Origin of the sequence: Ferruginibacter paludis, from assembly GCF_030409685.1 — a bacterium.
GTDB lineage: Bacteria > Bacteroidota > Bacteroidia > Chitinophagales > Chitinophagaceae > Ferruginibacter > Ferruginibacter paludis.
On the sequence record NZ_JAUFQJ010000007.1, the window covers coordinates 332,233 to 345,272 of the forward strand.

General features: G+C 41.7%; 10 protein-coding genes. 2 read left to right on the forward strand and 8 right to left on the reverse strand.

The features are described 5' to 3' along the window. Position 1: 1 nt before the first annotated feature. A complete protein-coding gene (locus tag QWZ08_RS14830; RefSeq protein ID WP_290338237.1) occupies positions 2-385 on the reverse strand; it encodes an Hpt domain-containing protein in 384 nt (127 codons plus the stop codon). A 174-nt stretch (positions 386-559) separates the two neighbouring features. Between QWZ08_RS14830 and QWZ08_RS14835 the strand changes: the two genes are divergently transcribed. Next, positions 560-2,185, forward strand: a complete 1,626-nt coding sequence (locus QWZ08_RS14835; protein WP_290338238.1) for an ATP-binding protein — start codon at positions 560-562, stop codon at positions 2,183-2,185. A gap of 113 nt (positions 2,186-2,298) precedes the next feature. Here the strand turns inward: QWZ08_RS14835 and QWZ08_RS14840 are convergent, their stop codons facing one another. From QWZ08_RS14840 to QWZ08_RS14850, 3 genes are all read right to left on the reverse strand, one after another. Next, complete coding sequence (locus QWZ08_RS14840) at positions 2,299-3,462, reverse strand: extracellular solute-binding protein (protein ID WP_290338239.1); 1,164 nt, start codon at positions 3,460-3,462, stop codon at positions 2,299-2,301. 167 nt (positions 3,463-3,629) lie between these two features. After that, positions 3,630-4,040 (reverse strand): VOC family protein, encoded by a 411-nt coding sequence (locus QWZ08_RS14845; protein WP_290338240.1) that lies wholly within the window; start codon positions 4,038-4,040, stop codon positions 3,630-3,632. Between the two features lie 97 nt (positions 4,041-4,137). Continuing rightward, complete coding sequence (locus QWZ08_RS14850; protein ID WP_290338241.1) at positions 4,138-6,099, reverse strand: T9SS type B sorting domain-containing protein; 1,962 nt, start codon at positions 6,097-6,099, stop codon at positions 4,138-4,140. A 292-nt stretch (positions 6,100-6,391) separates the two neighbouring features. Between QWZ08_RS14850 and QWZ08_RS14855 the strand changes: the two genes are divergently transcribed. Continuing rightward, positions 6,392-7,717 (forward strand): amidohydrolase, encoded by a 1,326-nt coding sequence (locus tag QWZ08_RS14855; protein WP_290338242.1) that lies wholly within the window; start codon positions 6,392-6,394, stop codon positions 7,715-7,717. A 42-nt stretch (positions 7,718-7,759) separates the two neighbouring features. Here QWZ08_RS14855 and QWZ08_RS14860 read toward each other — a convergent pair whose 3' ends face one another. From QWZ08_RS14860 to QWZ08_RS14875, 4 genes are all read right to left on the reverse strand, one after another. Beyond that, positions 7,760-9,094, reverse strand: a complete 1,335-nt coding sequence (locus QWZ08_RS14860; RefSeq protein WP_290338243.1) for a carbohydrate porin — start codon at positions 9,092-9,094, stop codon at positions 7,760-7,762. 100 nt (positions 9,095-9,194) lie between these two features. After that, complete coding sequence (locus tag QWZ08_RS14865; protein ID WP_290338244.1) at positions 9,195-9,686, reverse strand: hypothetical protein; 492 nt, start codon at positions 9,684-9,686, stop codon at positions 9,195-9,197. Between the two features lie 196 nt (positions 9,687-9,882). After that, on the reverse strand, positions 9,883-10,452 hold the full coding sequence (locus QWZ08_RS14870; protein WP_290338245.1) for a DUF4337 domain-containing protein: 570 nt from the start codon (positions 10,450-10,452) through the stop codon (positions 9,883-9,885). 189 nt (positions 10,453-10,641) lie between these two features. Continuing rightward, the gene (locus tag QWZ08_RS14875) at positions 10,642-12,621 is read right to left on the reverse strand and encodes a response regulator (RefSeq protein ID WP_290338247.1); all 1,980 of its coding nucleotides are present in this window, start codon (positions 12,619-12,621) and stop codon (positions 10,642-10,644) included. Between the last annotated feature and the right edge of the window lie 419 nt (positions 12,622-13,040).

A 13,040-nucleotide genomic window follows, 5' to 3' on the forward strand; every position in this document is an offset into this window, starting at 1 on the left:
GTTAAGAGGTTATGGATTTAAGTTTTATCAGGTCGTTTTGTATAATCGGTATTTTTTCAATCAGTTCATTTTTAAGTAAAGTATATAATGTAGCTAAATTGTTTACATCCGTCATCCCGGTGCATTTTTTTTCAATGTTTGCGGCAGCTTCTGTCAATTTTGTAAGTCCCACAAAACTCAGTACCGGCTTAAATTTATGAATGGCTTTCCTGAAAACTTCGGCATCGCCACTGTTAAAGCCTGCTTCTATTTCATCCATGTGACCGTTAACAGATTGTATGAACTGCTCAAAAACCATTTCCGCATGTTCATGATCACCATCATAAATACTTTCTAAAAATTGTCCATCCAGCTGGGCATTAAATTCAAAAGATCCATCATTCATGAAACAATACAATTTGGTTTTTACATGGTTTGGTTTTATAACGTAAAATTTGTTGTATTATTTTAAATGGTAACATCCATTTTGTAGAGGCCAGTAATTTAGTTTTCGCAACGCAAATAATTTAAGGTTTTTTTCGTTTCAAGCTGTTATAGGTAAAACTTACAAAGTGTTCATATGATACAAGCAGACAAAAAAAGCAGCGGATTTTTTAACCGGCTGTTTGGCGACAGTAAAAAAGAAGGCAGCGTTGACCTTGCTTTTCACGATGCTTTTTTGCAATTGTACATTGACGCTTATGTGGTTATCAATACTGAAACCAATGATATCGTTGATTTTAACGAACATATGGTGACATTGTTTGCGCTTCCGCCAGAAGTAAATCTGAAAAAGTTGCAAATTAACCAGATCATGATGCGCTACCTGGCAGAAGATAGTGACAACAAGGATTTGATGATGAATGGTATTCCGGATTACTGGGAAGGTGAGGCCGGTTTTATTAATTATTGTAAAGAAAAATTTTATACTGCTGTCCGCAGCACTGTTTTTTTTAAAGAGGAGGTGAAATGGCAGATAATTACCTTCAGGGATTTAACAGCTAAGAAAAATGCACGGCAGGAATTGGCAAGCTATAAGCAGAATGCCGAAAAAGCGGCCAGGGCAAAAGCCAGGTTTCTAAGCAGCATGAGTCATGAACTACGTACCCCTTTAAACGGAATTATTGGTACTTCCAATCTTGTATTGCTGGAAGCCAATTTGCCTGAGAATATTAAAAGGCATATCAATATTTTAAAATATTCCTCAGAACATATGCTGGGCATCATTAATGATATTCTTGATTTTAGTAAAATAGATGCCGGCAAACTGGAACTTAAAAAACAAGTGTTTAATTTAGAGCACTGTCTTAATAATGTAATTGAAGCATTTGAAGTGCAGTTCAATGACAAAAATCTTGAATTCAGATTTTCAGCTCCCCCCGAGTTAAGCACCGTTACGGTTGCGAGCGATGAATTGAAATTGAGCCAGATTTTAAATAATCTTTTATCCAATGCACTAAAATTTACCACCGCGGGCAATGTTACTTTTAAGGTAGCTATTGAAGCTATAAATGGATTGAACACTACGGTGTCTTTCAGAGTAACTGATACGGGGATTGGTATTCCTGTAGAAAAACAAGCCGAAATTTTTCAAGGGTTTGCGCAGGTACATACAGAAGACCACGGCAGAAAGTTTGGGGGCACAGGGCTTGGGCTTACTATCAGCGAAAAGCTGGTAGCTAAGTTTGGTGGCGAACTAAAAGTAGAAAGTGAACCCGGTGAAGGAGCCAGTTTCTATTTTTCCGTTTGTTTTGAGAATGCCCAACTCAAAGAACCCAAAGCACCGGTACCACATGAAGCAGGATTTGAACACATTACCGATACCAAGGGATTGAGAATATTGGTTGTAGAAGATAATGCCATCAATGCCACTATACTGATTAGTTTTTTACGCAGGTGGGGTGTATTGGTTAAAGAAGCCGAGAATGGAATTCATGCTTTAGAGCTGTTGAAATTTCATAAGTTCGACCTTATATTGATGGATCTTGAAATGCCACAAATGGACGGTTATCAAACAGTAAAAAAAATAAGGGAAACAGATCAGAAAACGCCGGTGCTTGCATTTACCGCCAGTTTACTTGAAGATATGGAGTCATTAATCAACGAGGCAGGCTTTGATGATTATGTATTAAAACCTTATAAACCTGCCGAGTTAAAGAAAAAAATTCTTGCCTTTTCACCACACCGTAAAATTGATTACGCGTGATTTTTATGTTACCGTTGAGTAATGAAAGCAGTTATGTTCAAATGCCAAAATGGACCGGTGAAAAAAGTTCACTCGCTATAAAAAACCGTTATCTGTTTTAGTGCTGTAATTCTTCAGGGAGTATTCTGCTGATTGCTTTTTTTGTTATAGGCATAAGAGAAATGATAAGCCTCCTGGATCTGCTCCAATACCTCAGCCGCATTGCTGTTATGCTTTAAAAAAGTGTGCAGCGTCTCACCAAGATATTGCTCAAAAGCGGCCCACCCATTATACCTTGGGCGAACGTATGCATAGGTTAATGTATCAATTGTATTGCTGAAAAAATTATCTGTCATCGCATTGGCTGCAGGATCTTTCCATGCGATGATATTGGCGGGTTGCCCCTGGGCATTTACATATACATCATTTTGAACTGCAGCACTGCACAGCCACGCTGCATATTTTGCGGCCTCTGCAGGAGCGCTTGTAGTGGCCGATACAGCAATTCCTGCACCACCCAACACCACGTCTTTAACATCCGGGGCATTGTGAAAGCGCAGCCGGTTTTTTCTGAAGCCATCTCTTGAATAATTGTTGTAACAAAATGCCAGCGGCGAGTAAGGAATATCATCTTCCGTTGCCATATGGTCATATAATTCAATTGGGGTCCAATCCAGACATTTTGGATGAAAATTATCTCTTAGTTTACGCATCCCTTCCAGCACCAGCATGCCAACTTCCTTTGTTACCAACAGCGTATTATTTTCCCGCGGGGCCGAGCCGAGGTGAACGGCAAGTGATAGGAAGGTATACATACAATCAGTGGCAGAAAGCGCCATGCCAATGTTTAAATGCTGTTGTTTTAATATTTCGGCTAATTCAAAAACTTCATCCCAGTTGGTGGGAACCGGGTGGCCGTCAAGCAAATCGGGCCGGCTGGCAGCACATTGCATTGTGGCATCTAACGGCAATGCCCACTGCTTTTGCTGGTAATAGTAACTCAAAAAAACCGGGCCGGCAGATTGGTGTTCCAGTTCCTGCAGTTGTTCGTAAGGCAGCAATTCATCCAGGTTGAGCAGGCAGTTGGTTTCGCCGGCAACACCGGTCTGCGGATGCTGAATTATGAGTAAATCAGCCTTGGTAGCAAGGTCGGGTAGTGACTGATCTTTAAAACTGGAAAGTGGTCTTTTTTCCCATTCCACCCGTATGCCGAATTGTTCTTCGTATAGTTTGGAGGCTGCTGCCAGTGGACCATAAATGCTTGATTGATCCCATGTAATTCCGTTTAATATTATCATGAATAGTGTTGTTGATTTTGTTTGCCAGGTATATGCGGCCGCAAGATAGTTACTTCTTATTTTAGCAGCGTTGCGGATAAACTGGCAACATTTTTTTTGTCAAATTTTGTATCCTTTTTCCAGCATCAATCTGCGGCATCCTGCTCGTTATTCATCGCTTATAATTGTTATAATATCTGGTTAAACTCCAGCCTTTCTCCGTCGGGCCCGGTGATGTTAAAATACTTACAACCATTTTTCCAGAAGGGCAAAAATACAGGTGCAGCCTCCATTACATTGAAGCCGTCATTTCTTAATTCTGTGAATGCTTCGTCAATATCAGATACATCAAAAGCAATATGATCTATGTGACCGTTAGAGCGGCTTCTGATTTCTTCCAGCTCTTGTGGCGGCATCTGGTATAGCTCAACAATCATTGCTCCCTGTTGCATCATTGCCATAGTACCTTTGCCACTGTTGTGTTCAAAGCCGGAGGCCATTACATTTTCAAATCCTAATTTTTTATAAAAAGCTTCGGAAACGTCCAAATCGGTTACAGGTATACCGGTGTGCTGCAGGTGGTTTATTTTAAAATTCATGGCAATTGTTGTTTGTAAATAGAAATAGTTATAACACTGATGCAAATTTAAGATTGGGTAAATGTAAATGTTTATTTTTTTGCTGATTGTTTAACACCTAACGGACTAATACAATGCTGCCTTTTCTTATTATCTTTTTTCCATTACCCCGCTTCATTTCAAGGTAATAAACATAAGTGCCTGGTGCTTGTGGCGTGCCCTGGAAATTCCCATCCCAGCCCATGTTTGGATTGGCAGTACTAAAAACTTTTTTACCCTGCCGGTTAAAAATGGCAAAGGAAATAAGCGGGTAGCTGTCCGGTGGGATGATGTGATAAACGTCATTCAGGCCGTCTGCATTCGGAGAAAATGCACCCGGCAAAAAGATATCTTTATATACATGAACGGTGGTGGTTGAGCTGGCATCGCCACATCCGGTTGTTGCAGATGCAGACAGGGTATAACTTGTTTCAACTAAGGGTGCCACACGGGGTTGAATCACCTGGTCAACAGCCACAGCACCAGTAGATGTCCATAGATAGTATACACCAGTACCCTTCACTGATCCGTTCAGTAGAACAGTATCACCCGCCAGTATAAATTGATCAGCACCCGCACTTACCACTGCCTTTTTAAGTATGTTGATATTTACCAATGCAGAATCTTTGCAGCCATACATGTTAGTCAATACAACTTGGTATTGGATAGAATCATGGGGTGTGGAAAACGGGTTGCCAATGTTTGTATCAGACAGGTAAGCAGCTGGAGTCCAGGCAAAATTTCCTTCTCCACTTGCGGCAAGATGCACCGTTGTACCCTCGCAAACTGTATACACCGGATTGGTTGCAATGGCAGCCCCGGGATATACTGTCAGCAGAAAACTGTCCAACGCTGTGCAACCTACATCATCGGAGGCCAGTAAGGTATACAATCCCTGATCTGCGTAATTAATATCTTTAATTACCGGCATTGGCTGGCTGCTTTGATATCCGTTGGGGCCCTTCCATTCGTAGTGCTGAAAGCCGGAACGAGTTGGAAGAACAAGTTCACTGTTTAAACAAGCTGGCAAAGGTTGCAAAGGCAACTGATCCGGGCCGGGATGAACATTGGTAACAATCATATCTGAATTAATGGTACAACTGGCAATGCCCAGGTTAATTTGCTGGGCCATCCAAAACCTGTAGGCAATAATGCCCTGGTTTCTTCGTGGGATGAGATAAGTCGGCGTATTGGCACCCGGAATGTCTGACCATATCCTGCCACCATCAGTACTCTGCTGCCAGTGCATTGCAGGGTCTATAAAGCCGGTGGTATAATTTGCTTCCAAAAGCAATGTATCTTTATAACCACTACACAGATCAATTTGTTGAATTTGCTTTCCATCCAATGTAAGGGTAATACCTGGCCCGGCAGGTTTTAGACTCACATTGTCCATTACAAAGGCACAGCCGCAGCTTCCTGTTGCATTATTCTTAATACGCAACACGATGGGCATGGGTACGGGTGGCGTTGTATAACAAACGCCATATTCTGTCCAGTATCTTGCAACAGTAATTGGTAAATCTCCTGTGTTGTACGATTCCAGGATGGTGCCATCTGTCGCTTCTACGCTGAAGGTGATATTAGGCAAAGCCGGCGTACCCCCGCAGGCCGTCTCCCGCAGAACATTTGTTATAAAGGCAGCAAACTGGTAGGTAGTGTTGCCACACAAACCATCTACCTTTTGCACTAAAACTGTTCCCGAATGAGCGCCGCCGTTTACCAGCATATAATGTCCTTCAAAGTCGTGGGTATAATCCCCGACCAGTATAGTCCACGTATCGCCGAAACAACCCGGTAACTGATGCTCGATGGCATATTGCCCTTCAGAAGGACAGCCATTTGCGTAGGTAAAAGAAGTTGCATCTGAAGCCAGCGGCTGGGAAGGGCCTGCACCAAATGTAATGTTGAGTACCGGCGCTCCCAGGTTACCATTCCAAAGTTGTGCCTGCACAGCGTTGGACCAACAAATAAATAGAATGAGACAACGGTATATTTTTAAACGGTAAATGATAGAAAACAGGCTTGTAAAAAACGGCATAAGCATGCAATTGAAATTTTCATCTCTTTATAAATATAAACAGAAACTAACTAATCACTTTTATTTTTAACAAGCCCCGCCAGTACAATGTTTATCTAAATGGCTTGATTTAATACCAGACGGGATCACTGTTACCAACGTGACTTATCGCACAATAGTTGCGTTCCCGGGATTATTTCAATCCCGGGAAGTGCGTGGGTCATCTTTTGATTGAAAGCATAGTTAAACAGAACCAATACCGCCTTGTTCATTTGAACGCATTTTAAAGTAACTTGGCAATCAAACTGACATTATGAGAAATATCCTGGTGACTACTCTGCTGGCTTTAGTAAGCCTGTCTTCAACTGCACAGAACGCGGCCCTGAGAAAGGAGGCTGACAATGCCGCGGATAAAATAGAACAAAAGGTAATCGGCTGGCGGCGGGATATACATGAACATCCCGAACTGGGCAACCACGAAGTTCGCACAGCAGCGCTCATTGCAAAACACCTGGAGTCTTTAGGTATTGAAGTTAAAACCGCAGTCGGGGTTACCGGCGTGGTAGGAATTTTAAAAGGAGATAAACCCGGACCGGTAGTAGCTTTAAGGGCCGATATGGATGCGTTGCCTGTTACTGAAAGAACACCTGTTCCGTTTGCATCAAAAGTAAAAGTGCAATACAATGGCAAAGAAACCGGCGTAATGCACGCATGCGGACATGATACGCATGTTGCTATACTGATGGGTGTTGCCGAAGTATTGGCGGGGATGAAAAAAGAATTGAAAGGTACCGTGAAATTTATTTTTCAGCCAGCTGAAGAAGGTGCTGCACAGGGAGAAGATGCGGGTGCGGAACTGATGATAAAGGAAGGAGTGATGGAGAATCCTAAAGTGGATGTTGCATTTGGTTTGCATATTAATTCGCAAACAGAAGTGGGTAAAATAAAATACAAGCCCGGTGGAATTCTGGCCAGCGTAGATGATATGAAAATAATTGTAAAAGGGCGGTCTGCTCACGGGGCTTACCCCTGGTCGGCCATTGATCCTATTGTTGCTGCTGCGCAAATCATTAATAATTTACAGGCCATCGTAAGCCGCAATTTAAACATTACCGAAAATGCAGGCATAGTAACCATTGGGGCTATCAACGGCGGCAACAGGGGAAATATCATTCCTGAAAAAGTTGAAATGCTGGGCACCATCCGGGCTTTAAAACAAGAGGATAGGAAGATGCTGATTGCAAGAGTACGGGAAGTTGTTACCAAAACAGGGGAGAGCGCGGGTGTTACCGCAGAAGCCATTATTCCGTACGAATCCAGTTTCCCTGTAACCTTTAATGATCCTGCTTTAACAGAAAAAATGCTGCCTTCTTTACAGCAATCCGCGGGCAGGGAAAATGTTGTTTTAACCGTTGCGCAAACGGGTGCCGAAGATTTTTCTTTTTACCAGGAAAAAGTACCCGGCCTGTTTTTCTTTTTAGGCGGTATGCCAAAAGGCGGTAATCCATTAACCGCTCCATCACACCATACGCCTGATTTTTTTATTGATGACAGCGGGTTAAAATTGGGTGTGGAAACGCTGGCTAATCTTACACTTGATTATATGGAAATGGATAAGCTATCTGCGAAGAAAAAATAATTTCCGGCGACTGGAAATCCCTGGTTAATGTCCGGTTACAACTTACAGTGCGACATGCCCCCTGAATGCCAATACATTCACCGGCCCGCGATCTTTATTGTAGGCGGGATGCAGCACAAACTGGTAATCGAACGAAAGTGAAAATGCAGAAGATATCTGAGCCTGGTAATATATTTCTGTAATGCTTTCATGTCCGTAGTTCAGCTTTCCGTCGCCTATAATAAAACCATATAATCCGGCATTTAAAAACTGCTGGTGGTCTTTGGAAATACCGTTGACTACTTGTGCGATACCAATGTTATCTCCCGGTCTTTTCCATTGCGAGCCCTTTATGTTAACACCTGCACTGACACTTTCGTCTATCTCTGTAAAAGCCCAGGTAGCAGTTTTGCCATCATTGTAACTGGCTTTAAAAAATACTCCAAAGGAGGGATAAATTTCCTGTTCGGCGTTGATGCCAAGTCCATATTTTACACCGCCATATTTTTTCCATTCTTTAACACCACTATACACATCCACACTGCTGCTGTCCCTATTTTTAACGTCGTGTAAAGTTATGGCATAGGTGGGTGCCTGGGTTGCATTCCGGAACATAAGTAATCTTACAACGCCTGGCTTTGTCGCTTGCCAGCTTTTTTCTATCTCGAGTGTTTCCGAATGTGCTTTTGTTATTTTGTAGTCCAGCTGCAAGCCGTTGGCTTTGCGGGGAACCAGTACAGATGCAATTCTTACAGCCCAGGAGGGATGAACCAATTCGGCAATCAGCCCCTGCGTGTAACCGCGGGTATCAGCGGGGTAGTCCCAGGCCGCATTACTCATAAGCGACCAGTTTAAAAACTGTGTCCGCGGATCATGACTGTATGTATTTTTATCAAAGAAATCAGCCAGACATATTTTACCTGCGGTGAATGTAATCCGGTTAGCCGGAACTGTTTCCGCTACCTGGTTCGCTCCGTCTTCAAATTTTTCATCAGCATTTTTTTTCAAAGAAATATATTGCGTCAGGTACAACCTTGCAATATATAATTTGGGGTCTGCACTTCCGATTCTGAAAGTCTCGCCATTGGTAAATCCCGCAATACCTTTGGCTGAGCTGAGGCCGGACCCACCGGCAATTTCCGGATTAACATATATGCCCGCATTTTTCCACAGTTTTCTGCCAATAAAAAGGGTAGTAGTAACCGACAGTTTTTGACGTTCAGCTTCGTTAACCAGGCTATTGTTACCCGAATATTTTGCTGTAAAAGCAGGGTGAGATTGGTTAACGGCCGTTAGCTGAAAATGAAATGACCAGTTTTTATTACTGTCTAAAAGTGATTGTGCAAAAACAGGGGTCGTGCATATTTGCACGAGCAGTAGTATTGAAAGTTGCTTCATTCGAAGTTTGCATTTAATTCGCGGGTAGCGGATTCTATATTTTAAATACAATCAATCCTCCTCAACAAAGCGTTTTTATAGGATGATTTTTTATGTTGCTTTACATTGATTTTTCCAGTTCACCCTTGCTTCTTGCTTCGGCTAATTTTTTTAATTGTTTTGACATACGCATGTTGTTGTCTTTGTTTTCACAATAATCAAGCAACGTGATCATGGCGTTTAACCGGGCTACCTTTGTATCCCTGGCAGCTACTTTATTTTCAAGTGTATATTTTGCCAGGGCAGCCATATATTGGCCGATGAGGTCGTAATTTTCCTTGCCTATTTTGTCAGCAATATCTGTAAATGAAAACGAGTAATCTGGTGTTCCGTTCATCCATTTGCCAATGAAGCGCAGCGCATTTAAACGATCCTTACTGTCTTTTTTAAAAGGAACTGCCAACAGGTAATTAGCAGTCTGCAAAACGAACGGTTCTGCAGGCTTATAATCCGTGGCCTTTTCCATTTTAACAAGGTCAAAATCAGTCAGCGTTTGTGCCTGCAAATGGTTAAATAATACAAAACAAAAAATAAATAAAATAAACTGTCTCATAATAATGTTTTACCAGCTGATGGATTTTTTTTGAGACTGCAAAATACTGCATCAGCTAGTTTTAACGGCGTTATTTTTTTTGATAAATGCGATATTGAAAAAAATGATCTTTTTGAAACAAATTACGCTTACCGTAGGCTCCATGTTACATGCGTCGGATATGGTCGGATATGCCCGTTAAAATGTGTTGAGCTACTTATCCTAAGATTTTTGATACAAAATCCGAATGCAGGCTGATTTTCATAAAGGCAGCTAATCCCAGAAAAATTCCCGTGCAGCTTACAGCAGAAGCAAAATAAAACAGCCATTTTTTTTGCGTAAGAGATGCAACGCCCAGCATGGCGATCGAGATGGTCAGCAGTGCATCAGTCATGTCGAACTGGTCATCAAAAAGATTAATGTTGTCATATTGTTTCTGGAATCCCTGAGCCTCAGCTTTAATAGCTTCTTTTTCTTTTTCGTAACGGGCAATGGTAGCTTCATAATTTTTTATCACGTCAGTATTTACCACAGGTGATTGCAATTTTAACACAGACAGTGTATTTTCAGCAATAGCCTGCTTGGTACTTTTTGCCTCAAAATAACTCCAGGAATTTAATGCATTGGCTTGCGCCTGCGACATTGCCTGCACAATATTGCCATCTTTTACATTGCACAACGCCATAAATGTGGCAGTTACTGCAACCATTACCGCTATCATGGAGTTAAGTTTATTTTTTGCGGCGTGTTCTACCTGTTCCTGAATAGCTTCGTCAATTTCGGCCATGGTAAATGATTGTTTTAAAAGCCTGCACTGGCCTAGTTAATAATTCTGTTTCTTTTTTTTTAGAAACACAGCATAAACAAATGTATTGGCAGATGAGTGAAACAGCCGTTGCCGTTTTGTTAATAACAAATTGATAACGGTCGTTTAGTTAGTTACAACTATCAAAAAGATATTGCATTAGCAGAGCCATTACAAAATACAGCAGGAGGGCGTTAGCTGTTGCAGAATTTTTTTATATAAATCAATTGCCTGGTAAGGCTTTGCTATGTAATCATTCATACCTGCAAACAGGCATTTTTTCTGATCGGAAATAAGGGCCGATGCCGTCATGGCAATGATTGGCAGCTTGCTTACCTCTTCCGGCATTTGGTACCTGATTATTTTGGTGGCTTCATAGCCATCCATTTCGGGCATTTGAATATCCATCAGAATGATATCTGCCCGGATGTCTTTCAGCAGCTCAATGGCCTCTTTGCCGTGGTTGGCCACTTCCACTGTGGCGCCCTGGCTTTCCAATAATTTAACTGCTACTTTCTGGTTAACAAGATTGTCTTCTACCAGCAAAATATGAATGCCGGCCAGGGCATTCCGCAGGTTCGGTTCAGAAGTTTCCCCTCTGGCGGGATTGTCACCAGACTGCTGTTTGCCTTTTAACAGGGTAAGGTAGAAAGAGAAAGTACTGCCTTCGTGCTGGTGGCTTCGCACAGTGATGGATCCGCCCAGCAACTGTATTAATTGTTTGGTAATGGTAAGGCCAAGCCCCGTGCCACCATACTTCCTGGTAGAATCTCCCGATACCTGCATAAAGCGTTCGAATATGGAATCTATTTTATCTGCCGCAATACCAATTCCTGTATCTGAAACAATAAATTCCAGGGCAACTGACTCATCAGATTGCTCCTGCAGGTTGATAATTACATTTACCTCACCCTTGTGTGTAAACTTAATTGCATTGCTTACCAGGTTTAGCAAAATCTGGTTTAAGCGATAAGGATCGCCTGATAATACAGACGGTATATTTTCATCGATGGTGCAGTGTAGCAAAATCCCTTTCTCATCAGCCCTGTATTGATTCATTTTAATACAATTGGTGATGAGATCCGCAAAGAGATAGTCTTTTTGGACAAGCGTTATTTTTCCTGCCACTATTTTAGTAAGATCAAGAATGTCATTGATGATGGCCATCAGGTTGCCGGTGGATTGCTGAATGTTTTCCACAAATTCTTTTTGATCTTCATTTAAATCGGTGGCAGAAAGCAACTGTGTCATTCCTATAACACCATTCATGGGAGTTCTAATTTCATGGCTCATGTTGGCAAGGAATTGTTCCTGTGTTTTGCGGGCTTCTTCTGCCTCAATTCTCGCCTGCTCAGTTTCCAGTTCTGCCTTTTTTCTTTCTGTAATATCCTGGATGGATCCAATCATCCGGACAGCTTTGTTTGCTTCATTTTTGATGATATAGCCCCTGCTGTTGATGTGGGCGTAGCTGCTATCGTTTTTCAAAAAGCGGTAGTCGCATTCCCATGAATTTTCCCCCTTTTCGATTGAATCGTGCAGGCTCCGCACGATTTTTTTTCGTTCATCAGGGTGAAGTGCACGGGTCCAGAATTTATCAGGAATATTTGTAATGTCTGTATTTACCGGCAGGTAATTCTTCAACCCCTGGCCAATCCATTTTACTTTATTTGTATCAAGATTCCAGTCCCATATAATATCGTTGGTTGCCTTTGAAATAATATCGTACCGTTCATTGTTCTCTTTTAAAAGTTCAATATTTTTTTTTCTTTCAATGCTATACCAAACAGATTTTTGCAGGGATTGTACATCATATTCTCCTTTCAGGATAAAGTCCTGCGCACCGAGCGAAATGGCTTTTAAAGCCAGGGCTGTATCTGATAAGCCGGATAAAATAATTACGGGAATGGCAGGGCTTACTTTAACCAGTTTAAGATATGCATCGAGGCCGGAGCTGTCCGGTAAAAAAAAGTCGAGAAATATCAGCGAAAAAGATTTTTGTTGCAGGTGCATAATGCCCTCGGCGAGGGTTGAAGCCATGGTGATACCAGAGATAATCAGACTCGTATTTTCCAGGTGTGCCTCCAATAACACCTGGTCGCCGGGATTATCTTCTATAATCAGAATTGAGATACTGTTTTCTACCGCTTCCATTTGGCTGTTTAATAGTTGTTCTTCACTGAATTGTAGCAGTTGTTCCTCTAACGAACACTACTAATTTCTATTGCTTGCCTACAGCTAACGCATTCCTAAAAGCGGGCATAAGTGTAAAGTTGGGATGTTTGGCAACAATATTTTGTAAGAATGCAATTAGGCTGTTGTAGAAAAAATCTTAGAATACTGTTGCAACAGGACTGAACTTTTAATTCAAATGTGCCGAACCCTTCAATTTTCTTCATCACTTCCTCTGGCCCAAAACAGAGATTTATTACGATTAAAGAAAATATGGAAATGACGAAATGGACGATTGCCGGATTTTTTGTTTAACTCCCTGATGTGCAACACACTTTTCAGCAGGTTTCGTCGTTATATTTGGAATAGTTAATTTTTATTAAGGGTTACCGATTTTTAAG

Coding starts and splice junctions, on each gene's coding strand:
- QWZ08_RS14830 (WP_290338237.1), bottom strand. CDS start 385: ATGAATGATGGATCTTTTGAATTTAATGCCCAGCTGGATGGACAATTT.
- QWZ08_RS14835 (WP_290338238.1), top strand. CDS start 560: ATGATACAAGCAGACAAAAAAAGCAGCGGATTTTTTAACCGGCTGTTT.
- QWZ08_RS14840 (WP_290338239.1), bottom strand. CDS start 3,462: ATGATAATATTAAACGGAATTACATGGGATCAATCAAGCATTTATGGT.
- QWZ08_RS14845 (WP_290338240.1), bottom strand. CDS start 4,040: ATGAATTTTAAAATAAACCACCTGCAGCACACCGGTATACCTGTAACC.
- QWZ08_RS14850 (WP_290338241.1), bottom strand. CDS start 6,099: ATGCCGTTTTTTACAAGCCTGTTTTCTATCATTTACCGTTTAAAAATA.
- QWZ08_RS14855 (WP_290338242.1), top strand. CDS start 6,392: ATGAGAAATATCCTGGTGACTACTCTGCTGGCTTTAGTAAGCCTGTCT.
- QWZ08_RS14860 (WP_290338243.1), bottom strand. CDS start 9,094: ATGAAGCAACTTTCAATACTACTGCTCGTGCAAATATGCACGACCCCT.
- QWZ08_RS14865 (WP_290338244.1), bottom strand. CDS start 9,686: ATGAGACAGTTTATTTTATTTATTTTTTGTTTTGTATTATTTAACCAT.
- QWZ08_RS14870 (WP_290338245.1), bottom strand. CDS start 10,452: ATGGCCGAAATTGACGAAGCTATTCAGGAACAGGTAGAACACGCCGCA.
- QWZ08_RS14875 (WP_290338247.1), bottom strand. CDS start 12,621: ATGGAAGCGGTAGAAAACAGTATCTCAATTCTGATTATAGAAGATAAT.